Source organism: Flavobacterium sp. GCM10022190, from assembly GCF_042656445.1.
Taxonomy (GTDB): Bacteria; Bacteroidota; Bacteroidia; order Flavobacteriales; family Flavobacteriaceae; genus Flavobacterium; species Flavobacterium nitratireducens.
The window spans coordinates 42747-68432 of the sequence record NZ_JBHSOQ010000001.1 but is presented as its reverse complement, the minus strand read 5'-3'; the positions used below and the strand labels follow the sequence as shown (position 1 = coordinate 68432).

Annotated in this window: 32 protein-coding genes; 8 read left to right on the top strand and 24 right to left on the bottom strand. The window is 33.5% G+C overall.

Translation table 11 applies throughout. From position 1 onward, the window contains the following. Window positions 1–15: 15 nt before the first annotated feature. Entirely contained in the window at window positions 16–1248 is a 1233-nt protein-coding gene (locus ACFPTQ_RS00360) for a 3-deoxy-D-manno-octulosonic acid transferase (protein WP_379772450.1), read from the bottom strand. Window positions 1249–1402: 154 nt separating this feature from the next. Between ACFPTQ_RS00360 and ACFPTQ_RS00355 the strand changes: the two genes are divergently transcribed. The 4 genes from ACFPTQ_RS00355 to ACFPTQ_RS00340 all read left to right on the top strand — a co-directional run bounded on the left by ACFPTQ_RS00355 (window position 1403) and on the right by ACFPTQ_RS00340 (window position 3594). Then, on the top strand, window positions 1403–2536 hold the full coding sequence (locus ACFPTQ_RS00355; protein ID WP_379772447.1) for a DegT/DnrJ/EryC1/StrS family aminotransferase: 1134 nt from the start codon (window positions 1403–1405) through the stop codon (window positions 2534–2536). A gap of 2 nt (window positions 2537–2538) precedes the next feature. Further along, complete coding sequence (locus ACFPTQ_RS00350) at window positions 2539–2982, top strand: nuclear transport factor 2 family protein (RefSeq protein ID WP_379772444.1); 444 nt, start codon at window positions 2539–2541, stop codon at window positions 2980–2982. 106 nt (window positions 2983–3088) lie between these two features. After that, complete coding sequence (locus tag ACFPTQ_RS00345; RefSeq protein ID WP_379772442.1) at window positions 3089–3286, top strand: hypothetical protein; 198 nt, start codon at window positions 3089–3091, stop codon at window positions 3284–3286. Further along, window positions 3274–3594 carry a hypothetical protein gene (locus tag ACFPTQ_RS00340; protein WP_379772439.1) on the top strand — a complete coding sequence of 107 codons (321 nt, stop codon included), beginning with the start codon at window positions 3274–3276 and terminating at the stop codon, window positions 3592–3594. The genes ACFPTQ_RS00345 and ACFPTQ_RS00340 overlap by 13 nt, the downstream gene beginning before the upstream one ends. A 36-nt stretch (window positions 3595–3630) precedes the next feature. On the opposite strand, the gene ACFPTQ_RS00335 is transcribed toward ACFPTQ_RS00340, so the two are convergent. The 13 genes from ACFPTQ_RS00335 to ACFPTQ_RS00275 all read right to left on the bottom strand — a co-directional run bounded on the left by ACFPTQ_RS00335 (window position 3631) and on the right by ACFPTQ_RS00275 (window position 12231). Further along, the gene (locus ACFPTQ_RS00335; RefSeq protein WP_379772437.1) at window positions 3631–4014 is read right to left on the bottom strand and encodes a DUF3037 domain-containing protein; all 384 of its coding nucleotides are present in this window, start codon (window positions 4012–4014) and stop codon (window positions 3631–3633) included. After that, window positions 3992–4780 (bottom strand): HipA family kinase, encoded by a 789-nt coding sequence (locus tag ACFPTQ_RS00330; RefSeq protein WP_379772435.1) that lies wholly within the window; start codon window positions 4778–4780, stop codon window positions 3992–3994. Before ACFPTQ_RS00330 ends, ACFPTQ_RS00335 begins: the two co-directional genes overlap by 23 nt. Window positions 4781–4939: 159 nt before the next feature. Beyond that, window positions 4940–5812 carry an ACP S-malonyltransferase gene (gene fabD, locus ACFPTQ_RS00325; protein WP_379772432.1) on the bottom strand — a complete coding sequence of 291 codons (873 nt, stop codon included), beginning with the start codon at window positions 5810–5812 and terminating at the stop codon, window positions 4940–4942. Window positions 5813–5987: 175 nt separating this feature from the next. After that, the gene (locus ACFPTQ_RS00320) at window positions 5988–6515 is read right to left on the bottom strand and encodes a YceI family protein (RefSeq protein WP_379772429.1); all 528 of its coding nucleotides are present in this window, start codon (window positions 6513–6515) and stop codon (window positions 5988–5990) included. A 145-nt stretch (window positions 6516–6660) separates the two neighbouring features. Beyond that, window positions 6661–8040: a HAMP domain-containing sensor histidine kinase gene (locus ACFPTQ_RS00315; RefSeq protein ID WP_379772426.1), complete on the bottom strand. Its 1380-nt coding sequence runs from the start codon at window positions 8038–8040 to the stop codon at window positions 6661–6663. Window positions 8041–8043: 3 nt separating this feature from the next. Continuing rightward, window positions 8044–8718 carry a response regulator transcription factor gene (locus ACFPTQ_RS00310; RefSeq protein ID WP_379772423.1) on the bottom strand — a complete coding sequence of 225 codons (675 nt, stop codon included), beginning with the start codon at window positions 8716–8718 and terminating at the stop codon, window positions 8044–8046. Between the two features lie 160 nt (window positions 8719–8878). Next, complete coding sequence (locus tag ACFPTQ_RS00305; protein ID WP_379772419.1) at window positions 8879–9409, bottom strand: NADPH-dependent FMN reductase; 531 nt, start codon at window positions 9407–9409, stop codon at window positions 8879–8881. After that, a complete protein-coding gene (locus ACFPTQ_RS00300; protein WP_379772416.1) occupies window positions 9402–9635 on the bottom strand; it encodes a (4Fe-4S)-binding protein in 234 nt (77 codons plus the stop codon). Before ACFPTQ_RS00300 ends, ACFPTQ_RS00305 begins: the two co-directional genes overlap by 8 nt. Window positions 9636–9637: 2 nt before the next feature. Beyond that, the gene (locus ACFPTQ_RS00295) at window positions 9638–10045 is read right to left on the bottom strand and encodes an OsmC family protein (RefSeq protein WP_379772413.1); all 408 of its coding nucleotides are present in this window, start codon (window positions 10043–10045) and stop codon (window positions 9638–9640) included. A gap of 28 nt (window positions 10046–10073) precedes the next feature. Continuing rightward, a complete protein-coding gene (locus tag ACFPTQ_RS00290) occupies window positions 10074–10358 on the bottom strand; it encodes a GNAT family N-acetyltransferase (RefSeq protein ID WP_379772410.1) in 285 nt (94 codons plus the stop codon). A gap of 11 nt (window positions 10359–10369) precedes the next feature. Next, window positions 10370–11086, bottom strand: coding sequence for a pirin family protein (locus ACFPTQ_RS00285; RefSeq protein WP_379772407.1), 717 nt, complete (start codon window positions 11084–11086; stop codon window positions 10370–10372). 150 nt (window positions 11087–11236) lie between these two features. Then, a complete protein-coding gene (locus ACFPTQ_RS00280; protein ID WP_278034894.1) occupies window positions 11237–11815 on the bottom strand; it encodes a Crp/Fnr family transcriptional regulator in 579 nt (192 codons plus the stop codon). 53 nt (window positions 11816–11868) lie between these two features. Further along, entirely contained in the window at window positions 11869–12231 is a 363-nt protein-coding gene (locus tag ACFPTQ_RS00275; RefSeq protein WP_379772403.1) for a DUF983 domain-containing protein, read from the bottom strand. 95 nt (window positions 12232–12326) lie between these two features. On the opposite strand from ACFPTQ_RS00275, the gene ACFPTQ_RS00270 reads away from it, so the two are divergent. Then, entirely contained in the window at window positions 12327–13190 is an 864-nt protein-coding gene (locus ACFPTQ_RS00270; protein ID WP_379772400.1) for a helix-turn-helix domain-containing protein, read from the top strand. A gap of 135 nt (window positions 13191–13325) precedes the next feature. Here the strand turns inward: ACFPTQ_RS00270 and ACFPTQ_RS00265 are convergent, their stop codons facing one another. The 3 genes from ACFPTQ_RS00265 to ACFPTQ_RS00255 form a co-directional block, all read right to left on the bottom strand. After that, the gene (locus ACFPTQ_RS00265) at window positions 13326–13748 is read right to left on the bottom strand and encodes a hypothetical protein (protein ID WP_379772398.1); all 423 of its coding nucleotides are present in this window, start codon (window positions 13746–13748) and stop codon (window positions 13326–13328) included. A gap of 174 nt (window positions 13749–13922) precedes the next feature. Continuing rightward, window positions 13923–14660: a hypothetical protein gene (locus ACFPTQ_RS00260; protein ID WP_379772395.1), complete on the bottom strand. Its 738-nt coding sequence runs from the start codon at window positions 14658–14660 to the stop codon at window positions 13923–13925. A 344-nt stretch (window positions 14661–15004) separates the two neighbouring features. Continuing rightward, on the bottom strand, window positions 15005–16093 hold the full coding sequence (locus tag ACFPTQ_RS00255; RefSeq protein WP_379772392.1) for a mandelate racemase/muconate lactonizing enzyme family protein: 1089 nt from the start codon (window positions 16091–16093) through the stop codon (window positions 15005–15007). 135 nt (window positions 16094–16228) lie between these two features. Here ACFPTQ_RS00255 and ACFPTQ_RS00250 point away from each other — a divergent pair, with 135 nt between their 5' ends. Further along, entirely contained in the window at window positions 16229–17080 is an 852-nt protein-coding gene (locus ACFPTQ_RS00250; RefSeq protein ID WP_379772390.1) for an AraC family transcriptional regulator, read from the top strand. A 91-nt stretch (window positions 17081–17171) separates the two neighbouring features. Here the strand turns inward: ACFPTQ_RS00250 and ACFPTQ_RS00245 are convergent, their stop codons facing one another. Beyond that, window positions 17172–18362 (bottom strand): pyridoxal phosphate-dependent aminotransferase, encoded by a 1191-nt coding sequence (locus ACFPTQ_RS00245; RefSeq protein WP_379772388.1) that lies wholly within the window; start codon window positions 18360–18362, stop codon window positions 17172–17174. A gap of 76 nt (window positions 18363–18438) precedes the next feature. Continuing rightward, entirely contained in the window at window positions 18439–19533 is a 1095-nt protein-coding gene (locus ACFPTQ_RS00240) for a fatty acid desaturase family protein (RefSeq protein WP_379772385.1), read from the bottom strand. A 108-nt stretch (window positions 19534–19641) separates the two neighbouring features. Here ACFPTQ_RS00240 and rsmG point away from each other — a divergent pair, with 108 nt between their 5' ends. Beyond that, window positions 19642–20271: a 16S rRNA (guanine(527)-N(7))-methyltransferase RsmG gene (rsmG, locus tag ACFPTQ_RS00235; protein WP_379772382.1), complete on the top strand. Its 630-nt coding sequence runs from the start codon at window positions 19642–19644 to the stop codon at window positions 20269–20271. 101 nt (window positions 20272–20372) lie between these two features. Here rsmG and pruA read toward each other — a convergent pair whose 3' ends face one another. The 4 genes from pruA to ACFPTQ_RS00215 all read right to left on the bottom strand — a co-directional run bounded on the left by pruA (window position 20373) and on the right by ACFPTQ_RS00215 (window position 24732). Further along, a complete protein-coding gene (gene pruA / locus ACFPTQ_RS00230) occupies window positions 20373–22001 on the bottom strand; it encodes an L-glutamate gamma-semialdehyde dehydrogenase (protein ID WP_379772379.1) in 1629 nt (542 codons plus the stop codon). Window positions 22002–22166: 165 nt separating this feature from the next. After that, entirely contained in the window at window positions 22167–22553 is a 387-nt protein-coding gene (gene apaG / locus ACFPTQ_RS00225; RefSeq protein WP_278034902.1) for a Co2+/Mg2+ efflux protein ApaG, read from the bottom strand. A 79-nt stretch (window positions 22554–22632) separates the two neighbouring features. Next, window positions 22633–23889, bottom strand: a complete 1257-nt coding sequence (locus ACFPTQ_RS00220) for a DUF5103 domain-containing protein (protein WP_379772375.1) — start codon at window positions 23887–23889, stop codon at window positions 22633–22635. A 78-nt stretch (window positions 23890–23967) separates the two neighbouring features. After that, on the bottom strand, window positions 23968–24732 hold the full coding sequence (locus ACFPTQ_RS00215) for a class I SAM-dependent methyltransferase (protein ID WP_379772372.1): 765 nt from the start codon (window positions 24730–24732) through the stop codon (window positions 23968–23970). On the opposite strand from ACFPTQ_RS00215, the gene ACFPTQ_RS00210 reads away from it, so the two are divergent. Continuing rightward, window positions 24731–24865: a hypothetical protein gene (locus ACFPTQ_RS00210; protein WP_379772370.1), complete on the top strand. Its 135-nt coding sequence runs from the start codon at window positions 24731–24733 to the stop codon at window positions 24863–24865. The two genes, ACFPTQ_RS00215 and ACFPTQ_RS00210, sit on opposite strands and share 2 nt — an antisense overlap. Here ACFPTQ_RS00210 and map read toward each other — a convergent pair. Further along, on the bottom strand, window positions 24854–25672 hold the full coding sequence (map, locus tag ACFPTQ_RS00205) for a type I methionyl aminopeptidase (RefSeq protein ID WP_379772367.1): 819 nt from the start codon (window positions 25670–25672) through the stop codon (window positions 24854–24856). The genes ACFPTQ_RS00210 and map overlap by 12 nt on opposite strands. Window positions 25673–25686: the final 14 nt, after the last annotated feature.

Here is a 25686-nt window from a genome sequence, read left to right as displayed (position 1 = left end):
AAAATATTTTTGCGGTTATTTTGTAATTGTTTTCAATATTAAGTTTGTTGCTCCTTTGTTTTGTGATACAAATTCTTCACAAATTTTTCCTTTGTTTTTTCGCAGATTACTATCGGTAATTAAAGTATCAAAAATGCTTTTTAATTCCTCTTGGTTATGAATAGAAATACAGCCTTTTATGTTTACAAGAGAAATGGCTTCGGCAAAATGAGAGTAATTTGGACCAATAACGATTGGAACGCCAAAGGTCGCAGGTTCTAATAGATTGTGTACTCCAGGATTGCCAAATCCTCCTCCTACATAAGCAATATCAGCATAACTGTATATTTTAGTTAGGATCCCAATAGTGTCAATGATAAACACCTCAAATTCAGATAGGTTTTTGTTTTCTCTTTCGCTAAAAAGGACCGTTTTTTTGCGAATACTATTTTTTAATTGTTGGATTTGTTCTCCTTTGATGTTATGGGGTGCGATGATGAATTTTATCTTTTCCTTACATGAATTAATGTAATCTATTAGTAATTCTTCGTCTTTAGGCCACGAACTCCCGATGACTATCGTAGTTGTGTTGTTTTTAAATTGATCGATAAAGTCAAGGGAATTGTCTTTTTCTAAAATTGCAGCAACGCGGTCAAAACGGGTGTCGCCAGAAACAATGACATTCATTTTTCCTAATTGATTGAGTAGCTTTTTAGAGCTTTCATTCTGAACAAAAAAGAACGAAAACGTATTTAATGCTTTTCTGTAAAACTGACCGTACCATTTAAAAAACATTTGGTTTTCTCTGAAAATACCAGAAATCAAATAGGTTGGAATGTTTGATTTTTTAAGTTCGTTGAGATAGTTTGGCCAATATTCGTACTTGATAAAAAATGCCATTTCAGGATGAACGAGTTTAAGGAATTTTTGAGCATTACCTTTAGTGTCCATCGGCAGATAAACAGTTGCATCAGCAATGGTGTTGTTTTTTCGAACTTCATAACCTGATGGAGAAAAAAAGCTAAGAACAATTTTATGCGAAGGATATTTTTCTTTTATTTTTTCAATTACGGGTAATCCTTGTTCGTATTCGCCTAAAGAGGCAGCATGAAACCAAATCGTTTTGTCGTTTTTGCTTATTTTTTGCGAAAGCGTAATAAATACCTCTTTTCTTCCTGAAACGAACAGCTTTATTTTAGGATTAAAAAAGGCGACTATTTTTAAGAAAAAGTTAGCAATTGTTATGATGAAATTGTATAGAAAAAGCATTTGTGTAATTTTTGCGGCTAAATTACATTTTCTTTGGCTTAAAATCATTGGTTTGAAACCAATAATACCTATTTTTGTTTCCCTTTTGTGAAAGTTTTGTTGTTTCCTAATTCATGTAAAAGAACAACTTTCGAAATTATTTAATAAAGTTCAAATGAAGAAAATTCAAATGGTTGACTTGAAGAGTCAATACGATAAAATTGCTACTACTGTAAATACTTCTATACAAGAAGTTTTGGATACTAACACTTATATCAATGGGCCTCAGGTGCAACAATTTCAAAAATCGTTAGAAGATTATTTGGGTGTAAAACATGTAATTCCATGTGCTAATGGTACCGATGCGTTGCAAATTGCAATGATGGGATTAGGTTTGCAACCGGGTGATGAGGTGATTACTGCCGATTTTACTTTTGCGGCAACTGTTGAAGTGATTGCTTTGTTGCAATTAACTCCAGTTTTAGTAGATGTGGATGTGGATAGCATGAATATTTCATTAGAAAGAATTAAAGCAGTAATTACTCCTAAAACCAAAGCAATTGTTCCGGTTCATTTATTTGGTCGAGCGGCTAATATGGACGAAATTATGGAATTAGCTGCAGAATATAATTTATTTGTTATTGAAGATAATGCACAGGCAATAGGTGCCGATTATGTTTCGGCTGAAGGGACGAAATCAAAAGTGGGTACTATAGGTCATGTAGCAGCGACTTCGTTTTTCCCGTCTAAAAACTTAGGATGTTACGGAGATGGTGGAGCCATTTTTACCAATGATGATGCTTTAGCACATACGATTCGTGGAATTGTAAATCACGGAATGTACGAGCGTTACCACCATGATGTTGTTGGCGTGAATTCAAGATTAGACAGTATTCAGGCTGCTGTTTTGAATGCAAAATTGCCTTTTTTGAATGATTATAACAAAGCGCGTCGTGAAGCTGCGACAAAGTACAATGCAGCATTGTCATCGCATCCTAACATTATTGCGCCTTCATTTGATGCTAATGAGAACAATCACGTTTTTCATCAATATACACTGCGAATCATCAATAAAGACAGAAATGGTTTGATGCAGCATTTGTTGAGCAAAGGAATTCCTTGTGCTATTTATTATCCAATTCCTTTACATTCGCAAAAAGCCTATGTTGATGTGCGTTATAAAGAAGAAGATTTTCCTGTGACTAATCAGTTGGTTAAAGAGGTGATTTCGTTACCAATGCACACCGAATTAGATGATGAACAAATTCAATTTATTACTGATTCTGTTTTAGAATTTTTAAATCAATAATTATGAAAAAATCTTTATTAGTGATAGCCTTGTTTGTAATTAGCTTTTCAAATTGGGCGCAATCTTCAACTATTTCAAATGAAGAAACTGCGGTTGCTAATAGAGTAGAGGCTTTTCGTAAAGCCTTGATTGACCCGACGGTTACATCTTTAAAAGAAATAACGTCGAAAGATTTGAGTTATGGACACTCTAGCGGAATTTTACAAAATCAGGAAGCCTTTATTGAAAAATTAATGAACGGCGAATCGGATTTTGTAACGATTGAATTTCAAAATCAAACTATCCAAATTAGTGGAGATGTTGCTATTGTGAGACATAATCTGGCTGCTTATACTAAAGATAGCGGAGTAGAGAAGGATATCAAAATTGGTAATGTTTTAATTTGGCAAAAAATAAAAGGGAAATGGTTGTTAATCGCCAGACAAGCTTTTAAATTACCTTCCTAAGAATAAAATAGTATTTTTTAAATCCCAAATTAGCCACTGCCAATTTGGGATTTTTTCGTTAAAAGAAATAGTTGTAACTTCGTTATAGCTTAAAAATAAGAAGATTATGAATGCCAAAGGGAAAAAATCTAAAATAGATCAAGTCGAGGAGGAAATCACTTCTTACGAACGAATTATAACTAAACAAAAAGGAATTGATCCTGAAACTTTTGATTTTGATGCTGAATTTAAAAAAGGCTATACTCCTGAGGAATTCAAAGAGGAAATGTTGAAACGAATTAAGGCATATCCTTGGAAAAAATAATATTTAAAGAGGAAATATTAATTTATTTTGATGAATTAATCTATATTCTTTTCTTGGAAGAGTATTTCGGTTATGTCGAAAATGCGCAACAATACGTTGATAAAATTGTAAATTTTATTATTAATGATATTTCAAGTTTTCCCTCGAAAAAAGCACCTTCAAAATTACAATACTTAGGCTCCAATTACATTTTTTATAAATCGAATACCAGAACTACTTGGTATATTTTCTTTGAAAAAAGAGCCACTAATTTTTTGATTACCGGAATAATCAATAATCATTGTGAAGAAGCAAAAGAGTTTAAATGAAAATTCCTCCAAACCTTAGGTCAAGAGGAATCTTTTTTATACTACTAATTCGTTGTATAATTTGTCAAAGGTTTTGTCTAAATCCGTACTAAATCCAGAATGCGGTCTTGAGGTCTGGATACTTGAGCTTTTTACCGCTGTTAACCATCTAAAACGTTCGTCTTTTTCTAATTGAGCAATAGGGCCAGCATTTTTTTTGCCTTCGCAAATGGCAACAAAGGAATCTAAATTAATCTTGAGTTGGTCTAGATCAAATTCTTTACAAAAAGAACTGATTTTTTCAGATGGGATTTGATATTGAATACGTAAATATTTTTGACGCTTGCAATATAGCATCAAACCCACATTGATAAATTCTTCGCGTTCTACTCTAGGTACTACACGAAGGACAGCATATTCATATAAGTGTTTTTCGTGCATCTTGAGCTTGTTTTAAAAATACTTCTGCGTTTTGTAAGCGTAGACTTAAAAACTGAAAATAAATGGCTTTGATTTCTTCAGCTGTTATCGATTGGTCATCCCATTGTAACCAGTCTTCTGGTATCTGATTTACGATTTCTTTCAAAAAAGAATCGTTCAATAATTTCGTAAATTCTTGATGTGCTTCTTCTAGTTTTGAGGCCTTCGGTAATAAAACATGATCTTTTATTAAAGCAAACGGAGTAATGGCTGTTTTTTCCCAATTCGTCCATGAATGATGAAAGTAAAAAGAAGCGCCATGGTCAATTAACCAAAGTTCTTTTTTCCAAATTAAAAGATTGGTATTTTTGAAGGTTCTGTCAACATTGGTTATAAAGGCATCTAACCAAACAATTTTAGATGCTAATAAAGCTTCACATTCATTGGCTGCAGCATCATAAGTTATGGCTCCAGATAAATAATGCAAACCAAGATTTAATCCCTGGCTAAATTTTAATAAATCTTGAATTTCTTCATCGGCTTCTGTTCTACCAAAAGCTTCGTCAAGTTCACAGAAAACCAATTCAGGAACGGGTAATCCTAGATATTTTGCGATTTGGCCTCCTAAGAATTCAGCAATTAATGCTTTTACACCATGACCAGCGCCTCTAAATTTTAAGACATATTTAAAATCATCATCCGCTTCTGCCAAAGCAGGTAAGGAACCTCCTTCTCGCAATGGAGTGATATAGCGGATAACGTTTACAGTTCGTAAATTTGAAATCATAAAAAAAATGCTTAGAACAAAGATAGCTAAAATTACAGCTGCTATTCTATTAAGGGTTCCGTTGAGAACTACTTTAAAATAAAAATCCTCATCAAACTAAGTTCGTGAGGATTCATAATTTAATAACGGATCACTAAAAAACGGATCACTGAATACTATTTAAGCATTTGCAGTAGCCGCTTCTTTATTGATTTTACCAATTAATCCCGTTAATACTTTACCAGGTCCCACTTCTGTAAACAAAGTAGCGCCATCAGCAATCATTTGTTGTACAGATTGTGTCCATTTTACAGGAGCAGTCAATTGAATAATTAAGTTCTTTTTGATTTCATCTGCATCCGAAACAGCAGCTGCAGTTACGTTTTGATAAACCGGGCAAATAGGAGTTGAGAAAGTAGTTGCTTCAATTGCAGCAGCTAATTCTTCTCTTGCTGGTTCCATCATTGGTGAGTGAAAAGCACCACCAACTGGCAATAATAAAGCACGTTTTGCACCTGCTTCTTTCATTTTTTCGCAAGCCAATTCAACTGCTTTAAATTCTCCTGAAATTACTAATTGTCCAGGGCAGTTATAGTTAGCAGCCACGACTACACCGTCTATTGAAGCACAAACTTCTTCTACAACATTATCAGCTAATCCTAAAACTGCTGCCATTGTTGAAGGCGTTATTTCGCATGCTTTTTGCATGGCTAAAGCTCTTTGAGAAACTAATTTTAATCCGTCTTCAAAAGACAAAGAACCATTAGCCACTAAAGCTGAAAATTCTCCTAATGAGTGACCTGCTACCATTTCTGGTTTGAAATCTTCTAAAGTTTTAGCTAAAATTACAGAGTGTAAAAATACCGCTGGTTGTGTTACTTTAGTTTCTTTCAATTCTTCTGCAGTCCCTTCAAACATGATGTCTGTAATGCGGAAACCTAATATTTCGTTTGCTTTCTCAAACAATTCTTTTGCCAAAGGAGACTTTTCATATAAGTCTTTACCCATTCCGGTAAACTGAGCTCCTTGTCCTGGAAATACGTATGCTTTCATCTGTATTTATTTAATTTTTTATAAAAAGATTGAATTTTAGATTCAAATGGGATGCAAAAGTACTATTTTTTTAGAATTTATAATGAATCATCTAGTTGGAGCAAAAAAATAAACCTCTACACTTCTTCTTGAAGTCTAGAGGTTTTAGGATAAATTAAAAGGGTTTGAATTTAATTTATAGTTTTATTACTTGCAATTCGATGTTAAATTTAACTTCTTCACCTACCAAAACACCACCAGTTTCTAATGCAGAGTTCCAGTTTAAACCCCAGTCTTTACGATTTATTTTTCCACCGATATTCAATCCTGCTTTTGTATTTCCCCAAGGATCTTTCATTAAACCGCTAAATTCTGCTGGAAGTGTTACCGATTTTGTTATTCCTTTAATGCTTAAATCACCAGCTAGTTCATAATCATCTCCTTTTTTGGTAAATGAAGTAGCTTTGAAAGTTAGTTTAGGATGGTTTTCGGCGTCAAAAAAGTCTGCACTTTTAAGGTGATTATCTCTATCTGTATTATTGGTATTGATTGAATCGATGTTAGCTTCAAATTCAATTGTTGCAGTTTCGAAGTTGTCGTCTTCTGTAGTGATAGTTGCTTCGTATTCGTTGAATTTTCCCGAAACATTAGTAAACATCATGTGTTTAACTTTAAATCCTATTTCTGAGTGTGTAGCGTCAATTGCCCATTTTGTAGTTGCCATAATTATATGTTTTAATATTGTTTTAATTTGATAAGACAAATTTACTACGGCAATAGCAGTAGGACACTTAACCTAGATTAAGAAATGAAAAAACCACCTAATATGGAAGTGAGATGGTTTTAAAATGTTTTGAAGTAGTGTCCAATTATTTTTTGGATTTATGATTGCTTTTTTCAAAAGTGATAGTAACTACGGTTCCTTTTCCTGTTTCTGATTGAATTTGTAATTCGCCGTTATGCATTCTGATAATTTTCATAGCAAGGGGCAAACCTAATCCATAGCCATTGTATTTAGAAGCTATTTTTCCTCTAAAGAAGGGTTCGTAGAGGTAAGGTACATCCTCTGGTGGAATTCCAATTCCTATATCGGTTATGACAATTTTAATTCGGGAATCATCTACCATTAAATTGACAAATACTTCGTCGTTATCGGAATATTTTACTGCATTCGATATAATATTATTTAAGGCTAATTCCAGCAATGGAATGTTGCAAGGAATCGTTAATAGCGCTTCGTTTTCTGGTATCGAATTTAATTTAATATTCACTCGGTTGTTTGGGAACAAAGTGTCAATAGACGCTTTTACTTCCAGCAAAATCTCATCTATGCGGGCTTCGTCGAGCACTTGTTTGGTGCCGTCATATCCTGTTTGAGTCAGTTTTAAAAGACTTTCTGTAAGCTTGCCTAACTTGGAGGCTTGTTTGTTAATGTTTTCAAGAGAAGTCACATATTCTTCTGTTTCTCTTTCTTTCAAGAGCATGATTTCGGTTTCGGCAATAATGGTCGTAATTGGTGTTTTGAGTTCATGCGAAGCATTATTAATAAAGTTAGCTTGGATTTCAAACGAAGTTTCCAAACGGTCAAGCATATCGTTGAAGGTTTTTGTCAAATCGGAAATCTCATCCTTTCCATCCGTGTCGGCCAAGCGATTATGTAGGTTGGACGCGCTTATGCGGTGTACTTCGTTTGTGATTCTGGCGATAGGATCAATGACTCTTCGGGCTAAGAATTTTCCAAAAAAGAAAGCTAAAACTATAAAAGCGATTCCGCCAAAGATTAAAATTTGTAAAATATAAATGGTGTTAGTATTTCCTCTACGGTCTATAGCTGTAACGATTACGATGTATTTTTGTCCGCTTTCGTTAAAAATTTGGCCATAATAATAACGGTGATTTTCTTCGATCCAGCTAGAACCATTTTTCATTATGGTGCTATAAAATTCAGGAGGAAGGTGTAAGTTAGTATTGTATTCAAAAGTGTTTTCGCTATTTACTTTTAAAATAAAATCTTTTTCTTCGACTAATTCTTCAAGACCTTTTTTTCTAAAATCTTTGAGATATTGTTTGTGTTCTTGATTTTTTTGGTAATAAGCTGATGAGGCAATTTTAGCCCTATCCTGAAGCCTTTTGATAAAATAATATTGGTTATTTTGTTTGAACAGCGAAAAAATAACAATGCATAAAAGCAAGGTGCTAAAACCCGAAAGCACAATATAAGTAATCGTTATTTTTTTTCTAATTTGCATGTGTTAGGATTTAATGATGTAGCCCAAACCTTTGATAGTTTGAATTAATTTAACCGGATAAGGTTTGTCTATTTTGTTTCTCAAGTAGTTGATATACACATCGACTACATTGGTATTCATGTCAAAATTAATATCCCAAACATTTTCTAAGATGTTTTCTCGGGACAAAATTTTTCCAGTATTACTGGCTAAATAATACAATAAATTAAATTCTTTAGCGGTGAGTTGTATGATTTCGCCTTTCCTTTTAACTGATTTGGCTCGGTTGTCAATTTCTAAATCCTCAATTTGAATTAGGCTATTAGGGCGATGTTCTTGAGTCGATCTTCTGGCTAGAGCTGCGATTCGGGCTTCTAATTCTGAGAATTTAAAAGGTTTTACCAAGTAATCATCTGCCCCAGAATTCAATCCTGTAACAATATTTTCGGTGGTTCCCAGTGCTGTTAAAAGCAGAATAGGAACAAAGTTTTTTTCGGCTCTTAATCGACGGCAAATATCGATTCCGTTGCTGTCAGGAAGCATAATATCCATGACGATAACATCAAAATTAGTATTTGAAATCATTTCTAATGCGGTAGTTCCGTCAAGAGCTACGCTTACGTCATTGTCTTTTTCCGAAAGTCCTTTTCGTAAAATAGATAAAAGATTCGGTTCGTCTTCAACGATGAGTAGTTTCATAAATGATTTTTTTCTGTTTCAAAAATAAAAATTGTCAGTTTAAAATGAGGCATAATTGTCTTTTATCTTTTCATTCTGTCAAAAAAATAGTTGCTAAACGACTATAAATAAAAAAAGCGTTACGAGATGTAACGCTTGAGTAGGGAATGGAATATTTTTTTTATAATTCTACTGCTTCGATAACTTGTAAAAAGTTATTTTTTAGTTCTTCATTTAAAATCCCTTTTTCACTATCGAAATTGTCATTAAAACTAGGCAGTGAAAAACTTCCTTTGATGACAGCTCCTTGGAAAGGGAAGCGATTTTTTGCAATTTCTAAAACCGTCAATCCGCCTCTTGGTCCTGGAGAAGTAGCCAAAAGCAATGTTGGCTTTTCATTTAGGAATTTTGGATTGATTCTGGAAATCCAATCAAATATATTTTTGAATGCGGTAGAATATGCTCCGTTATGCTCGGCCAAAGAAATAATGATTAAGTCGGCAGTGCTAAGTTTGTTAAAAAAAGTAGTTGCTAATTCTGGAATACCATTTTCAGCTTCTTTATCTAAAGAAAAAATGGGCATTTCATAATCGTTCAAATCCAGTAGTTCAATTTCGGCACCATTAAATTGTGAAGCTGCATAAGAAGCTAGCTGTTTATTAATTGAGTTTTTACTTGAAGAAGCACCAAATGCGATAATTTTTTTATTCATTTTCTTTATTTAAATAGTATGTTAAAGCCCCTGAGGGACATTTTTTTACAGTCTCGATAATTTTATCTGTTGTAGAAGCGTCTGGTTTAATCCAAGGTTTTTCTTTGGGTTGAAAAACATCAGGATTGTTGCGAACACAATTTGCCGAATGGATACATTTAGCCGATTGCCATACAATGGTAACTTCTCCATTCGAATATTCTTTAGTGATGTCATTTGGATTCATAGTTACATTTGGGTGTTAATGGTTATTTTTCCTTTTAATATTTTAGAAACAGGGCATTTGTCGGCAATGATTAGCAATCGCTCTTTTTGTTCCTGTGAAATTTCGGAAGAAAAAGTAATTTGTCTTGAAAATACCGTTTCAAATTCACCATCCAATTCTTGTTGTGCATTTACACTAATCTTAATTTCTGGAATATCCCATCCTTTTCGATCAATGTACATACGCAATGTAGCCAAAGTGCAACCCGCTAATGATGCTAAAAGTGTAGAATAGGGATCAGGGCCAAGGTCTTTTCCTCCATTGCTTTCGGGTTCATCCATAATCAGTTGACCATTGCGCCAGGAAATCGTACACAAATATTTTTGTGAACCAATATTTCCAGTAACATCATTTTCTAGCAAACTTTTCATAATTAGCTTTTTTTGGATTCAAATATCCTTACAACACATCACTATATTCTGGTGTCTTGTCGAAGACTTTTTTTGCAAATGGACACAAAGGAAGAATTTTTAGGTTTTTTTCTCGGGCAAATAGCACCGCTTTTTCTACCATTTTCTTTCCAAAATTTTTACCATTATGCCCCGAATTTACCTCGGTATGGTCAATAATGATTTTGTTTGGACCAGCAAAAACGAAAGTCATTTTGGCTTCTATATTATCATTTACTTTTACGTAAAAATACCCTTTTTTGTTGTTGTATTCTAATTCTAATAATTCTTCCATCGTTTTTTTATTTAGTAGTTCATTGGGATTTCCATTAATAAAAATTTAGCGTCAGAAGTAGCTTTGATGTCTAAGGTCTTAAAATCAACAATTCCTAATCCGTCACGAGTTTCTAATTCTTGTCCGTCCACAGTAATATTTCCAGAGATAACAAAAACATACATTCCATTACCTTCTTGTTTTAATTCATAGGTTTTAGAAAAATCCTTGTCAAAATCAGCCAAGTGAAACCAAGCGTCTTGATGAATCCAAACGCCTTCGTCTTCAGGGTTAGGTGATAAAACTTGGGCGAAATTATTTTTTTGTTTTGTGGTATCTAAAGTAATTTGTTGGTAACGTGGACTTACATTTCTGGTTTTAGGGAATAACCAAATTTGGAATAATTTAGTACGTTGATCATGATTTGGGTTAAATTCACTGTGTTGAATTCCTGTTCCAGCACTCATTACCTGTACATCTCCTGTTTTGATGGTAGCAGCATTACCCATACTGTCTTTGTGTGCTAAATCGCCTTCAAGTGGAATAGTGATGATTTCCATATTGTCATGAGGATGTGTTCCAAAACCCATTCCAGGGGCAATTGTATCATCATTTAATACACGAAGAGCGCCAAAATTTACTCTGTCTGGATTGTACCAGCTAGCAAAGCTAAAACTGTGGTAAGCGTTTAACCATCCGTGATTTGCATTTCCTCTTGTATCTGCTTTATGTAAAACTGTAGTTGCCATTTTGTATATGTTTTATTGGTTATTAAATTATTACATTACAAATGTACAACCCTAGTAGTTCTTTTGCGCTTAACCTAGATTAAGAAGTTTAAAGTTTAAAGTTGTAATTATTATAAAATTATCACTGTGACTACAAACTACGAATTCAAGCTAATTTTTTCGTAGCATTTTGCTTTTCATTTTACTAAAAAATTCAGGGGTAACTCCTATATAAGAAGCGATTTGTTTTTGAGGTATTTTATGCGTCAATCCTGTATAGCGTTTGCAAAATTTATCAAAGCGTTCTTCGGCCGATAAACTCAAATTATCCATGATGCGTTCTTGATTGGCAACCAAGGCATTTTGGGTAAGAATTCTAAAAAAACGTTCCAACTTAGGGATTTCAGTATACAGTTGTTCTTGGTTTTCTTTAGAAAGTAATACCAGCTCGGCATCTTCTAAAACTTCAATAAAAAGATTTCCTGGTTTTTGAGAGATTAGGCTATACATGTCGCCAATCCACCATCCTTCGCAAGCAAAGTTTAATACATGTTCTACAATATTGTCGTTGATATTAAAACTTCTTAAAATACCAGAATTTACAAAATAAGAGTATTTGCAAATTTCACCTGGGCTTACTAAAATGGTTTTGGCTTTATGGAGTTGAATTTCGGTTTTGCTCAGGAACAGTTCTTTTTCTTCAACCGTAAGTGAAACGTGTTTTTCAATATTGTCGATAATTAAAGACATGACATGTACTATTGTTTGTCATGCAATATAACAATTTTATTGGGATGGATTTCTTATTTCGAATAATTCCTAAACATATACAACCATAAGAGTCTTGATAATCGGATGTTTAATGGAGATAAAGTTACAATGACAACCATAATAATGGGAATGATTCTTAAATCGAAGGTTTGTTTAAAGAAAAAATGCGCAATACAATAGGTTGTAATTGCCTGTGCAACCGTTAATCCATAATTGACATACATAGCGCCAAAAAAATAGCCTGGTTCCTTTTGAAATTTTTGATGGCAATGGCTGCAATATTCATTCATTTTAGGAAAACTAAATTTGAAAAAAATGGATTTTTCTTTGAAAACTTTACCTTGATGACAATGTGGACAATCATTATTTAGGATGTGGCTGAGTATTGTAGACATGATTTCTATTTTTTTTTTACAAAGGTATTTGATATTCAAATGTTAATTATTTGGTATATTCGCTTATTGTAGCACAAAAAAGACATTTTGGCAAGATGAAAAAGTATCCTATTTATAGTATAGAACAGTTTAATTGCAATTCCGTTAGTAGCGACTTGTATATAAATACCTTTAAAAATCATTTGGTTAATCATAGTTTTGTTGAAAAACCGCACCGACATAATTTTTACCTCTTGGTTTTTTTTACCAAAGGTTCTGGAGTGCACGAAGTCGATTTTGACCGATTCGAAATTCAGCCTGGAAGTGTTTTTGTTTTGCAGCCAGGGCAAATGCACCATTGGGTTTTATCGGAGGATATAGAAGGTTATATCGTTTTTTATACCGCCGAGAGGTACAATTTGTATTTTGGGAATAAGAATATTGAAGATTATCCTTTTTATTTTTCTGTCCAAAATAATCCTGAAATAGTCTTAGAGGCAAGGGAGGTAAAAAGTATTTTGCCTTATTTTGACCATCTCATCAGCGAAATGCAAAACAAACAATTAGGGAGCCAGGATAAAATAATGAACTTATTGGACAGTATTCACATTGAGTTGGCTCGAAAGTATAGCGAAATCCATGTTCATCAGGCGCATTCCTATAATGTAAAAATTAAAAAATTAGAGCAATTGTTAGAGCAAAATTATAAAGAACACAAAACGGCTGCGTTTTATGCTTCAGGATTGAATGTGAGTTTGAAACACCTGAACCGAATATGCAATGAGATTCTAAAAAAAACAACCACCGAAGTGGTTGTAGATCGTGTGATACTGGAAGCCAAACGCATGCTGCTGGATAAAAACTGGACAGTAAATGAAATTGCTTTTGCCTTAGGCTATGAAGATTATTCGTATTTCAGTCGTTTGTTTAAAAAGCATACTGCAATGTCGCCTACTGATTTTCGATTATCGAAAAAGTGATTCCAGCTTAGTCATTGCGAGGAACGAAGCAATCTCATCCTGTAACTCAATAAAGTTGCTTCTCTTTCCGTTCAGAGAATCTCCCCAAGCATTGGGATTACTGACGTTTATATATGATCTGAGCGATCAGGTTTTTTATTTTAAAAAGTTACCATAACTGGAAATTATTTCCTTTAGTTTTTTATTACTCACATTTAATTCGGAAATTTCTAAATCATAAAATTTGTAAGATTTGGTTATTATAGTTAAATAATCACATGAAACTTTTCCTGAATGAATTCTATCGATTTGAATTTCATCAATTTTATGCCATGCAATAAATCTGGTTTTCAAAGTAATTCCATTAGCATTTATTTTCAGCTGAGTTTTTTTGTTTGTAATTCTAGTAAGATAATAAATTGAATTACTTATTCCGACTACGAGAAGTATTATAGCTAATTTTTTATTGTTTTTTTCAAAAAACAAATATGCAGAAAGTCCAAATGTTATGAAAACAGTTAAAGATTCAAAACCTAATAAACTTTTCGAGTATCTAAAATTATATTCTTTTTGATTCATTAATCTTAAGTATCAGTTTGGATAAAATAGCTAGTAACTAGTTTATATTTTTTTTGTTCTAAAATAAGTTTACATATTTGTTTGCACGAGCGAGATGCTTGCGCCAGCCTTTTATTAGTTCTTTGAAAAATTTGTAGATTGTACATATTATTAAAACTTCGTAGCTATATTTATTCAATGATCTTTTCCACAATCACAAGGTTCTATTAAATTATCTTCATAATAATTTATAAATTCCTTAGCAGAATTCATTGCTTTTGTATAATCAAAATTAAGAGCTTCGGTGTATAAAGCATCATAATAATTTACATCATAATCTAAATTTGGTTTAGTATGAATCATGTTGTTTCGTAAATGTTCAATTTTTTTTATATTATCAAATAGATGACTTTTTTCTTTTGCAAAATTTTTTCCGTCATATACTTTTGGTAAGGCGAGTTTAATTTTATCTTTAAAATTCATATAACGCAGCGTTTTATATTTATCATATTCTACTCTTTCTCCATTAACGGAGATAATAATTGTAAAATCAATAGGAATTTTTGAATTTATAAAAGCTTCCATTGAACACATTAGAGAAGTAATTAGATTTGATGCACTTATGTAAAATGCATATACTGCATTCATCATGTTGCCAATATAATATTTGTCTTTTTCTTTAAGCAATACATCAAAGAGCGTATTCCTAAAATTATTTGTATCTGAAAGAAAACCTTGAGCACTATTGAAGTAAATTACTATAGGATTAGGTTCCAAAATATGAGTTTCTGTTCCTTCAAGATTATATTTAAAGCATTGAATAAATTCATCATTACTTGTTATAGCGTGAGGAATAAAATCTGTAGTGTCAATCTTAATGTCTTCATGCGAAGTTAACTCGGTTGCCACTTTTATTCCTAAACCTTCAGACATTTTTAAAGTCTTAAGCCATTTTCTTTTAATATGTTTCATAACTCTATTTGATTGATGATCGAGTTTTTTCTGAAATTAGTTTTAACTAGTATAATATGAATAATACAATTACACCAAGCCATCCAGTTTTGGGGAGATTTGTATGACAAGTATCAAACTTTGTTCTTTTCTCAAATATATAAAAATATCTTACAAAATTTAATAGTTGCCATTCTTTTAAAACTTCAACAACGAAGAAATAAAAAAAACAGTTTAAAATTTAGAGTGTATTAACTTCAAATTTTAAACTGTTTAAGTAAGAAACCCTGTCAGAGTTCAAAACGCTGTCAGGGTTATGTTAAATTTTACCACTTAATTTCCGTCATTCGATCATCAATAAAAGTAAATCCCCAACCCGGTAAATTGTGAGGTTTGGCATAACCATCCTGAACTACCATTGGATTGTCAATTAAAGGATCGACCCAGTCAAAAGATTCCACACCCACACCATTCGAAATGGTACAAACTAAAGGTACATCATAATCTTTGTAATAATGCGGTAAAACCGGTAAGTGGAAACTCTTAGCCAAAGCGGCACTTTCTCTCCAGGCTTCTACACCACCAATACGTAGAATATCCGGTTGCCAAATGTCTAATGCATTTCGAGTAGCTAATTCGCGTAATGGTAAAGTATCAAATTCTCTTTCTCCCATGGCTAAGGAAATTCCGGTTTGGTTTTTCAGGATTTCGTAACCTTGGAAATTTTGGTGGTGAATTGGTTCTTCAAACCAGTTGATGTTTAAATCTCTTGCTTCTCTGGCTAATTTCATTGCCGATGGCAAATCCATTCCCTGATTGGCATCCATCATGATATCGACTTTATCGCCCACTGCTTCACGTACTAAACGCAAACGCTCCACATCGGTGCTTACTTTTGGCGAACCTACTTTTATTTTTACCGCTTTAAATCCGCGGTTGGCATAGTTGGTAACTTCTTCAATTAGTTCGTCGATAGAATAGGAAATCCAACCACCGCTTCCGTAGATAGACACTTTTTCTTTGTGTGTGCCCAGAATTTTATGAATCGGTTGGCCCAAGAATTTTCCCCAAGCATCCCACATGGCAATGTTAATCGCTGCCTGCGCCCAACGCAATAATCCCTGATTTCCAAAATATTCGGCTAAGTCGTCCAGTTTTTGATACACCGCCGAAGTTTCATTGGCGTTATAACCTTTAATAACCGGAATAATATCTTGTAAAGCGCCTACGATGGCATTGGGTGAATATTGAAAAGACAACAAATAGGATTCTCCGATAATCCCGTTTTCTAATTGAATTCGCATCACGATAAATGAGATTTCAGTTAGGGTGTGGGTAGCGTCAGAAATTGGTTTTTTAAGTGTGGTGGATGCTTTGTATAATTTGACATCTCTAATGGCTATAGATGAACTCATGCTGATTTGTATTTTTTATTCTACAATAGTACGAAACTAAAACACACACTATTTACACATTTATAATGATTTTATACACTATATTGATATAAGATAGTGTGTTTTTGTACTTTTGACAGCTCAAAACTCTTTTATATGAAAGCGGAATACCGAAGTATCAGTCCTTCTCCCGGAAGTTCCTTTACAACTACGCTGTTTGAAGGGAAGGAATTTATTGCGTCTTGGCATTTTCACCCGCAGTATGAGTTGACGTATATTTTGGGGAGTACTGGAATTCGCTATGTGGGGGATAATATGGGGAATTTTGAATATGGTGATTTGGTTTTGGTCGGTTCTAATTTGCCTCATTGTTGGAAAACCATCGGCGAACAAAAAGAAGAAGTGCGCTGTGTGATTATTCAATGGGATGATGCGATGCTTAGGGAATGGTTACATAAAGAAGAATTTCAACATATCAAGCAATTATTGGATTTGTCTTCCAGAGGGATTCGATTTGATAAAGCTATTGCTTTAAAAGTAGAATCGCGATTAATAGCATTAGTGGATTTACCTCCTTTTGAAAGGTTGTTGTCTTTTTTGCAAATAGTACAAGAATTAGCAAGCAGTGGCGCCTATCATTTTTTGGCAGGAGAAGGATTTACGACTAATTTGACCGTTAAAGAAAGTGAAAGAGTAAATTTGATTTACAATTATGTGAAAGAAAAGTACAGCCAACAAATCAGTCTAGAAGAGGTGTCAAAAAAGATAGGAATGAACAAAGATTCTTTTTGTCGCTTTTTTAAAAAGACCTTTCGAAAATCTTTTTTTGAATTTATTAATGAATATAAAATTAGTATGGCTAGCAAAATGCTAATTGCTACCGATTTGACTGCTTCTGAAATTGGTTATAAAGTGGGTTATAATAATTTGAGTTTCTTCAACAGGCAATTCCACAAGTTTGTAAAAATGACACCTTCTCAATACCGAAAAATGTATCGGGGGATATGATAAAAAAGCCTCAAGTTTCCTTGAGGCATTTCTATTATTTAAAGTTAGTTGTAAAACTTCTAACTTCTTCGTTCTTATTTCTAACTTTAGATTATCCTGCTAAAGCGTCTTTAATTCTTCTTAAAGCTTCCACTAATAATTCATCGCTAGTAGCATAAGAGAAACGGATACAGTTAGGGTTACCAAAAGCGTCTCCTGTTACAGTAGCTACGTTAGCCTCTGCCAAAAGATACATCGAAACATCGTTAGCGTCTTTGATTTCTTTTCCTCTTAATGTTTTTCCGAAGAAAGAAGAAACGTCTGGGAATACGTAGAAAGCGCCTTCTGGAACGTTGATTTTTACTCCTGGAATTTCTTTCAATAATCCAACAACTAAATCTCTACGTTTGTGGAATGCTTGTACCATGTGGTTTAATACTGATGGATCAGCATCAACAGCTGTGATAGTAGCACGTTGAGCAATAGAGTTAGCTCCTGAAGTTACCTGACCTTGGATTTTAGTACAAGCTTTAGCGATAAATTCTGGTGCTCCAATGTATCCAATTCGGTATCCTGTCATTGCAAAAGCTTTCGCTACTCCATTTACAGTAATTGTTTTTTCAAACATTCCTGGGATAGAAGCGATACTGCAAAAAGTTCCTGAGAAATTGATGTGCTCATAGATTTCGTCAGCAACAACATAGATATTTGGATATTTTTCTAAAACTTTAGCAATAGCTGTCAATTCTTCTCTGCTGTATACTGATCCCGAAGGATTACATGGAGAAGAGAACCACATCATTTTAGTTTTTGGTGTGATAGCCGCTTCTAATTGCTCAGGAGTGATTTTGAAATCTGTTTCTACAGAAGTTGGTACTTCTACAGGAACTCCACCTGATAATTTTACGATTTCGAAGTAAGAAACCCAGTAAGGAGCTGGTAAGATTACTTCGTCACCATCGTTTAACATTACCTGTGCAATGTTGTATAAAGATTGTTTAGCACCTGTAGAAACTACGATGTTTGCAGGTTTGTAATCTAAACCGTTATCTCTTTTGAATTTTCTACAAATAGCTTCTTTCAAATCAGCATATCCATCTACTGGAGAATAAGTGCTGTAGTTGTCGTCAATTGCTTTTTTAGCGGCTTCTTTGATGAAGTCTGGCGTCTTAAAGTCAGGTTCTCCTAAACTTAAACTGATAATGTCTTTACCTTGGGCTTTTAATTCTCTAGCCAAAGCTGCCATTGCTAATGTTTGTGATGTAGCAAGATTGTTAATTCTGTCTGAAAGTGGATTACTCATTAATAAAGTGTTGATAGTCCCGAATTCGGTAATAGAACGTTGGGAGGTTAATTATTTATTTTAATTAATTTTTTATTTAAGCCATTTCTGGATTTGTTCCTAAATCTTTTAAATGTTTGAAATGTGCAATAATAGCACTTCTCATCGTTTTATATTCATAATAAGGTAAGTTGCATTCTTGGGCAGTCTCGCGAACAATTTTTGCAATTTTACCGTAATGAATATGACTGATATTTGGAAAAATATGATGTTCAATTTGGTGATTTAATCCTCCAGTGTACCAATTTACTAACCAGTTTTTTGGAGCAAAATTACTCGTAGTAAACAATTGGTGTATTGCCCAAGTGTTTTCCATTTCGCCTAATTCATTTGGAGAAGGATTGTCGGTTTCTTCCACTACGTGAGCCAATTGGAAAACGATACTTAAAATTAATCCTGCTGTATAATGCATTACGAAGAAACCTAGTAGCACTTTCCACCAAACGATTCCGATGATTATGGGTAATATAATCCAAATGGTAGCATAAATGATTTTAGTAATAATCAAAGTCGTCCATAGAATTTTAGGGCTTTTAGGTTCGCCATAAGATAATTTTCTTTTGATGTAATTTCTCATTTGCTTAAAATCGGTTGTAAGAGCCCAATTGAAAGTCAGTAATCCGTATAGAAATACAGAATAATAGTGTTGAAAACGATGAAAACGATACCATTTGGCACTTTTAGTAAAACGTATAATTCTACCTGCTTCTAAATCTTCATCATGTCCCGGAATATTAGTGTAGGTGTGATGTAAAACATTATGTTGCACCTGCCAGTTGTATACATTTCCAGCCAAAACATAAATGGTACCGCCCATAATTTTATTCACCCATTTTTTATTCGAATACGAACCGTGATTACCATCGTGCATGACATTCATTCCTAATCCTGCCATACCTATTCCCATAACAATCGTTAAAAGTAAATGGGCCCAAAAAGGCATATCTATAGTTAGGATTAAAAAGTAAGGAACTAAAAAGACCGTAAATAGAATTACCGCTTTTAAATGCAGTTGCCAATTACCTGCTTTTGAAATGTTGTTTTCTTTGAAGTAATTGTTCACTCGCGAGTTAAGCGTTCTAAAGAACTTTAGTTTATCTTGCTTGGCAAATGTTGGTTGGGTTGTACTCATACAATTAAAAAATAGCGTTCAAAGATAATTATTTATAATTTTTAACGCAGCAAAATTGAGTTAAATATTCAAACTTAAAAATAGTACTTTTGTTAAAAAAATAAAACGATGGACGAAATACTGCGCTATTTTCCGGATTTGACCGAAATACAAAAAGAGCAATTCCAAAAATTAGATTTTTTATACCATGATTGGAATGAAAAAATAAATGTAATCTCAAGAAAAGATATTGATTCTTTATATACTAAACATGTTTTGCATTCATTGGGAATCGCTAAAATAATGAATTTTGAACCAGGAAGTTATGTGTTAGATGTAGGAACTGGTGGCGGATTTCCCGGAATTCCATTGGCTATTTTGTTTCCTGAAACCCGATTTTATCTGATTGATGTTATTGCTAAAAAAATAAGAGTGGTACAAGGTGTGGTAGATGCTTTGGGTTTAAAAAATGTAAAAGCAGAGCAAATTCGTGCCGAAAATGTAAAAGGCGATTTTGATTTTATTGTAAGTCGTGCCGTGACGAATATGCCTGATTTTGTTTCTTGGGTGAAAACTAAAATTAAAAAACAACATAAACACGAATTAAAAAATGGTATTTTGTATTTAAAAGGAGGCGATTTAACTGAGGAATTAAAAGATTTTCCAAAAGCAACGCAATACGACTTAGCTGATTTTTTCGAAGATGAATTTTTTGAAACTAAAAAAGTGGTGCATTTGCCCTTGAAGTTTGTGGTATAATAAATGAAATTTTTTTAAATAAGAAACCCACAGTATTAAAATAAATGCTGTGGGTTTTTTATTATTGTCTGAAATCTAATTCTGATTTCTAAAATCTTAGTTTATTCTCCTAAAAATGGATATCTGTAATCTTCTGGAGAAACTAATATTTCTTTGATGGTTCTTGGAGAAACCCAACGTAATAAATTCAGGATAGAACCCGCTTTGTCATTTGTTCCTGAAGCTCTTGCTCCTCCAAATGGTTGTTGGCCAACTACTGCTCCTGTGCATTTGTCATTGATATAAAAGTTTCCAGCAGCATTTTGTAATTTGGTTGTGGCTACTTCGATCGCATAACGGTCTTGGCTGAAAATAGCTCCAGTCAAGGCGTATTCTGATGTTTGATCTACTAATTCCAAGGTTTCAATCCATTTGGCATCTTCATAGACGTAAATAGTTAATACGGGACCAAATAATTCGGTTTTCATAGTAACGTATTTTGGGTTTGTAGTCAAGATAACGGTTGGTTCTACAAAATAACCTACGGATTTGTCGTAGTTTCCACCAACAATAATCTCTGCATCGCTATCTTTTTTCGCTTGGTCAATATAACTAGCTAATTTGTCAAAAGAACCTTCGTGGATTACTGCTGTAATAAAGTTGCTAAAATCTTCTGGTGAACCCATTTTCATAGATTGTACATCAGTGATGATTTGTTCTTTGATGGCTGGCCATAAACTTTGTGGTATGTAAGCTCGGGATGCTGCTGAACATTTTTGTCCTTGGAACTCAAATGCGCCACGAACAATTCCTGTTGCTGCTTGTTTTACATTGGCACTTGGGTGAACCATTACAAAATCTTTCCCACCGGTTTCTCCAACAATTCTTGGGTAGGTTTTGTAATTATGGATATTAGCTCCAATTTTTGCCCAAAGATCTTTAAATACATGGGTAGAACCTGTGAAATGTAAACCGGCAAAATCACGACTAGCCAAAATAGTATCTGTTACCATTAAAGCGTCTCCAAAAACTACATTTATAACTCCATCAGGAAGACCAGCTTCTTTGAATATGTCGATGATAATTTTTGCTGAGAAAACTTGACTATCACTTGGTTTCCATACTACAACGTTCCCCATCATGGCAGCACTTGCAGGAAGATTAGCCGCAATAGCAGTAAAGTTAAAAGGAGTGATTGCATAAATGAAACCTTCTAATGGACGGTATTCTAAACGATTCCATACGCTTGAATCCGAATAAGGTTGGTCAGCATAAATTTGAGTCATGAACTCTACATTGAAACGTAAAAAATCAATTAACTCGCAAGCTGCATCAATTTCTGCTTGGTGAATGTTTTTAGATTGACCAATCATGGTTGCTGCATTAATCCTTGCTCTGTAAGGACCTGCGATTAGTTCGGCTGCTTTTAAGAAAATAGAAGCTCGTTGTTCCCAAGCCATATTTGCCCATGCTGTTCGGGATTCTAAGGCATTAGTAATAGCTTCTTCGATATGTGCTTTTTCGGCAAGATGATAACTGCCTACAATATGTTTGTGATCGTGTGGAGGAGTGATGTTTCGAGTGTTTCCAGTTCGAATCTCTTTACTACCAATGTATAAAGGAACGTCAATTTTTTCGTTCCACATTTTTTTGTATGCAGCAAGAACGGCTTCTTTTTCTGATGAATTAGGAGCGTAGCTTTTAACAGCTTCATTGATTGCTTTGGGTACTTTAAAAAATCCTTTAAGCATAATGTTATTTTTTTAATGTATTAGATAATACAGTATTAAATCTAGAAAAAGAATAAGGCTGTATTATTGAGAATAAATTATTTTAAGGCAAAAGTACAAAAGCTAAATTGAATTTATCGTAATAAAATTATAATAAATTGCAAATTAGTTAAAATAAAGGATTTTTTAGTTTAGTGCAAATGGTGCACATAATCTAAAAGTAGGGATGATTACTTTGAAGGTTTTAGTGTTGGTGAAATTAATCATATTAAAATGTCCTTTCATTGCTCCATAAGGAGAGGAAAGTAAGCATCCAGAGCTATAAGTATGATTTTCGCCAGGTTTTAATACTGGTTTTTTACCAATAATTCCTTCGCCATCAACAATTTCTAAATTGTTTAAAGAATCAAATATTTCCCAGTGACGTGAAGTTAATTGTACAGAATCTTTACTGTGGTTTTCGATGGTAATGTGGTAACTAAAGGCAAAATGGATTTTGTAGTTTTTGAAGTAAGTGCCTTCAAAACTAGTCAAAACCGTTATTTTTATACCTCTTGTTATTTGAGAAACCATGATTAAACTGTTTAATCTGTGTTTAATAGGAGCAAAATTACGAAAATTTATTTGCTTTCATTTATTTTTAACTGTTTTTTTAATTAATGATGTTCAGGGAATTAGCGGTGCCTTTTCCTATGATTCGATCATAACGTCCAGTATTTTCTTTGTAGTAGGTTAAAATAGTATATTCGTTTTCAGTTTGATAGAAATTTCCGTCTATTGCATTTTCATTGTCAATGTTTCCTTTGCTATCAGTAATTACATATTTATAATTGGTAAATCCTTGTTTGATGAGTATGGCCTTTTCATAAATTCCTTTTTTCTCGTTATAGTCCATTTTGTATTCAGGCGATAATGAATAGTTGTTAAACATTCCGCATACGTAAATATCTTTATTTAGTCGGAAAGTAGGGGCTGAAAGGCTAAAATAGATCCAGGCGTAATCGGCTTCAACTTCGTTATTACTGGCATTGGAATTTTTTACTACAAAATTTCCGTTTATATCTTGATAAAGCGTATAAGGGAAGTTTGCTCTTGCATTGTTAGTATATAAAAGGCAGTTATAAATATCAGTACTTGAGTCTACTCGGGCAATATTGTTGCTAGCTATTCTAATGTCTTTATTTTCAAAATACAAAAATTCATTGCCTGCCCAAAATTGGGTTTCGGTATCGTATTTGTAAATTAAATCATTGCCGATGGTGTATTGGGGTTGGATATTTTTTATTTCGGTATTAAAATCGCCATTCTGAATAAGGCTAACTTTAATATTTTTTAGCGGATTTTGAAAGTTTATAGTGCTGGATTTAATGGCAAAGTCCAAATTATGTTTCTGTTCTATAACACTTACATTTCTAGCTCTTTTTACTTGAATAGGAACAGTAGCGTTGTTTTCATATAGCATAAATTTTCTTGAAAACACAACTTCTTTGTCTTCATTGAGGATCTTTAAAATATAATTACCACTAAGTCGTAATTGCTGTGTAAACTGATTAGGAATACTTAGATTGTAATGAGAATAGATTTGTAAGGTGTTGAAAGAGTTAGTGTAGTTTTGAATTCTTTGGTTGTCAAATCCTTGAAGGTATTCGTTTTTTTGGATGTTTGAAGGATTCCAATTATAATCACAATGAATAATTTCGTAATAATAATTGGCTTCATTGCCAAAAAGATCATCAAACTGAAATTGAAAACCACTCCCTAATTCGAAAATTGGGACTGCATTTTGATTGTTTTGTACAAAACAAACGGTTTTGATATGGTATGGCGGAATCACTTCATTTTGAACTTGGGCAGATGCCAAATTAAAAAACAAAAGAAATAAGATTCCAAACAGAAAAGATTTAGCCATAATTTTAATAATTGCTATTGTGTAAATATAACAAAATAAGCAACGAAATCGTATGGATTTGCAATCTCTTTGTGCGAATTATTTAAAACAAACAGGGATGATTTCTCCTTTTGCCAAGCAGTATTTATCGACTAATTTAGGGTCAATTTCGTTTGTGTAATCTTCCTCTAAGACTTTGAAACCAATACTTCTTAATTTGTCAAAATAGTCACGCCCATAAATACGCACGTGATCGTATTGGCCAAATATTTTAGCACGTTCTTTTGGGTCGGTGATGCTATCATCGGCAAAAGTGACTGCTCTTTTTAAGTCTTGCGGAATTTGTAAAATAGCCATCCCTCCCGGTTTTAAAACACGATATAATTCCTGCATGGCCTTAGTATCGTCAGGAATGTGTTCTAAAACGTGATTACATAAAATTACATCGTATTGATTGTCTTTAAAAGGTAAATTACAGATATCGGCTTTTACATCAGCCAATGGTGAAAATAAATCAGTTGTTGTGTAATCCAGATTTTTTTGTTTTCGAAACAATTTGTAAAAAGCCTGTTCTGGAGCAAAATGCAATACCTTTTTTGGCGCTGTAAAAAAATCTGTTTTTTCATTCAAATACAACCACAGTAAACGATGTCTTTCTAATGAAAGTGTACTTGGTGATAAAACATTCTCTCTTTGGGTTTCATATCCATAAGGCAGCATTGATTTGAAACTTTTACCATCAATTGGATCGGTATATCGATCTCCTTTTAAAGTAAATGCTATGATTGGTCGTACTACATAACTTAAACGAATAAGTAGAGGACGAGGAATGGTATTAAGTATCGTTTTAAAAGCTTTTTTCATGAGTTGTTACACCAAGATTCGAATGGGTTTACAAGGAATTCTTAAACATTTACAAAGTGATTCTCAAATGAATGTGAACTTTGATAATCTCAGAGCTGTTTTTGTGAGTTTCTTTGCGAGATTAGATAACTAAAGGCACTTTTCTAAATTCATCTTCTTCATTACTTTCAATTCCAAGTGCTTTGTAGATATAAGCAAAAGTAGAAAGTAACTCCGGTTTGCCATCAACAATAGCTACATCATGTTCAAAGTGCGCCGAAGGCTTACCATCGGCAGTAAGAATTGTCCAACCGTCTTTTAATTGTTTGATATTTCGAGTGCCTTGATTAATCATTGGTTCAAGTGCCACCACCATTCCTTCTATTAATAGTTTACCTCGACCTTTTTTACCATAGTTAGGCATTTCTGGTTCTTCGTGCATTTTTTGACCTAATCCGTGACCTACTAATTCACGAACAACTCCATAGCCGTGAGATTCGGTATATTTTTGAATCGCATTCCCTACATCTTCCACGCGATTTCCAGCACGGAATTCACGCATACCCACATATAAGGATTCTTTAGTAACTTTTAATAATTTTTTAGTTTCTGGAGCTACTTCTCCTACTTCAAACGTATATGCATGATCTCCATGATAGCCATTTTTATAGGCACCACAGTCAATAGAGATAATATCACCACTTACAAGAGGAGTGTTGTTTGGAATTCCGTGAACTACTTGTGCATTTGGACTCATGCAAAGTGAATTAGGGAAACCGTATAAACCAAGGAAACTTGGAACCGCACCATGGTCACGAATGAATTCTTCGGCTAATTTATCAAGGTGTAAAGTGGTTACTCCTTCTTTCACTTCAGAAGCAAGCATTCCTAATGTTTTCGATACGATTAAGGCACTTTCGCGCATTAATTCTATTTCTTCACGGGATTTAACTACAATCATACTTTTTATTTTTC

Excerpts from the sequence above, each read along its gene's own strand:
- ACFPTQ_RS00255 (WP_379772392.1), bottom strand. The coding sequence starts at position 16,093 with ATGAGTTCATCTATAGCCATTAGAGATGTCAAATTATACAAAGCATCC.
- ACFPTQ_RS00350 (WP_379772444.1), top strand. The coding sequence starts at position 2,539 with ATGAAAAAATCTTTATTAGTGATAGCCTTGTTTGTAATTAGCTTTTCA.
- ACFPTQ_RS00260 (WP_379772395.1), bottom strand. The coding sequence starts at position 14,660 with ATGTCTGAAGGTTTAGGAATAAAAGTGGCAACCGAGTTAACTTCGCAT.
- ACFPTQ_RS00215 (WP_379772372.1), bottom strand. The coding sequence starts at position 24,732 with ATGAAAAAAGCTTTTAAAACGATACTTAATACCATTCCTCGTCCTCTA.
- ACFPTQ_RS00345 (WP_379772442.1), top strand. The coding sequence starts at position 3,089 with ATGAATGCCAAAGGGAAAAAATCTAAAATAGATCAAGTCGAGGAGGAA.
- rsmG (WP_379772382.1), top strand. The coding sequence starts at position 19,642 with ATGGACGAAATACTGCGCTATTTTCCGGATTTGACCGAAATACAAAAA.
- ACFPTQ_RS00355 (WP_379772447.1), top strand. The coding sequence starts at position 1,403 with ATGAAGAAAATTCAAATGGTTGACTTGAAGAGTCAATACGATAAAATT.
- ACFPTQ_RS00240 (WP_379772385.1), bottom strand. The coding sequence starts at position 19,533 with ATGAGTACAACCCAACCAACATTTGCCAAGCAAGATAAACTAAAGTTC.
- ACFPTQ_RS00300 (WP_379772416.1), bottom strand. The coding sequence starts at position 9,635 with ATGAATCCAAATGACATCACTAAAGAATATTCGAATGGAGAAGTTACC.
- ACFPTQ_RS00320 (WP_379772429.1), bottom strand. The coding sequence starts at position 6,515 with ATGGCAACTACAAAATGGGCAATTGACGCTACACACTCAGAAATAGGA.
- apaG (WP_278034902.1), bottom strand. The coding sequence starts at position 22,553 with ATGGTTTCTCAAATAACAAGAGGTATAAAAATAACGGTTTTGACTAGT.
- ACFPTQ_RS00360 (WP_379772450.1), bottom strand. The coding sequence starts at position 1,248 with ATGCTTTTTCTATACAATTTCATCATAACAATTGCTAACTTTTTCTTA.
- ACFPTQ_RS00315 (WP_379772426.1), bottom strand. The coding sequence starts at position 8,040 with ATGCAAATTAGAAAAAAAATAACGATTACTTATATTGTGCTTTCGGGT.
- ACFPTQ_RS00220 (WP_379772375.1), bottom strand. The coding sequence starts at position 23,889 with ATGGCTAAATCTTTTCTGTTTGGAATCTTATTTCTTTTGTTTTTTAAT.
- ACFPTQ_RS00310 (WP_379772423.1), bottom strand. The coding sequence starts at position 8,718 with ATGAAACTACTCATCGTTGAAGACGAACCGAATCTTTTATCTATTTTA.
- ACFPTQ_RS00330 (WP_379772435.1), bottom strand. The coding sequence starts at position 4,780 with ATGATTTCAAATTTACGAACTGTAAACGTTATCCGCTATATCACTCCA.
- ACFPTQ_RS00335 (WP_379772437.1), bottom strand. The coding sequence starts at position 4,014 with ATGCACGAAAAACACTTATATGAATATGCTGTCCTTCGTGTAGTACCT.
- ACFPTQ_RS00280 (WP_278034894.1), bottom strand. The coding sequence starts at position 11,815 with ATGTCTTTAATTATCGACAATATTGAAAAACACGTTTCACTTACGGTT.
- ACFPTQ_RS00245 (WP_379772388.1), bottom strand. The coding sequence starts at position 18,362 with ATGAGTAATCCACTTTCAGACAGAATTAACAATCTTGCTACATCACAA.
- ACFPTQ_RS00290 (WP_379772410.1), bottom strand. The coding sequence starts at position 10,358 with ATGGAAGAATTATTAGAATTAGAATACAACAACAAAAAAGGGTATTTT.
- ACFPTQ_RS00275 (WP_379772403.1), bottom strand. The coding sequence starts at position 12,231 with ATGTCTACAATACTCAGCCACATCCTAAATAATGATTGTCCACATTGT.
- ACFPTQ_RS00265 (WP_379772398.1), bottom strand. The coding sequence starts at position 13,748 with ATGAATCAAAAAGAATATAATTTTAGATACTCGAAAAGTTTATTAGGT.
- ACFPTQ_RS00305 (WP_379772419.1), bottom strand. The coding sequence starts at position 9,409 with ATGAATAAAAAAATTATCGCATTTGGTGCTTCTTCAAGTAAAAACTCA.
- ACFPTQ_RS00270 (WP_379772400.1), top strand. The coding sequence starts at position 12,327 with ATGAAAAAGTATCCTATTTATAGTATAGAACAGTTTAATTGCAATTCC.
- map (WP_379772367.1), bottom strand. The coding sequence starts at position 25,672 with ATGATTGTAGTTAAATCCCGTGAAGAAATAGAATTAATGCGCGAAAGT.
- ACFPTQ_RS00285 (WP_379772407.1), bottom strand. The coding sequence starts at position 11,086 with ATGGCAACTACAGTTTTACATAAAGCAGATACAAGAGGAAATGCAAAT.
- ACFPTQ_RS00210 (WP_379772370.1), top strand. The coding sequence starts at position 24,731 with ATGAGTTGTTACACCAAGATTCGAATGGGTTTACAAGGAATTCTTAAA.
- ACFPTQ_RS00295 (WP_379772413.1), bottom strand. The coding sequence starts at position 10,045 with ATGAAAAGTTTGCTAGAAAATGATGTTACTGGAAATATTGGTTCACAA.
- pruA (WP_379772379.1), bottom strand. The coding sequence starts at position 22,001 with ATGCTTAAAGGATTTTTTAAAGTACCCAAAGCAATCAATGAAGCTGTT.
- fabD (WP_379772432.1), bottom strand. The coding sequence starts at position 5,812 with ATGAAAGCATACGTATTTCCAGGACAAGGAGCTCAGTTTACCGGAATG.
- ACFPTQ_RS00250 (WP_379772390.1), top strand. The coding sequence starts at position 16,229 with ATGAAAGCGGAATACCGAAGTATCAGTCCTTCTCCCGGAAGTTCCTTT.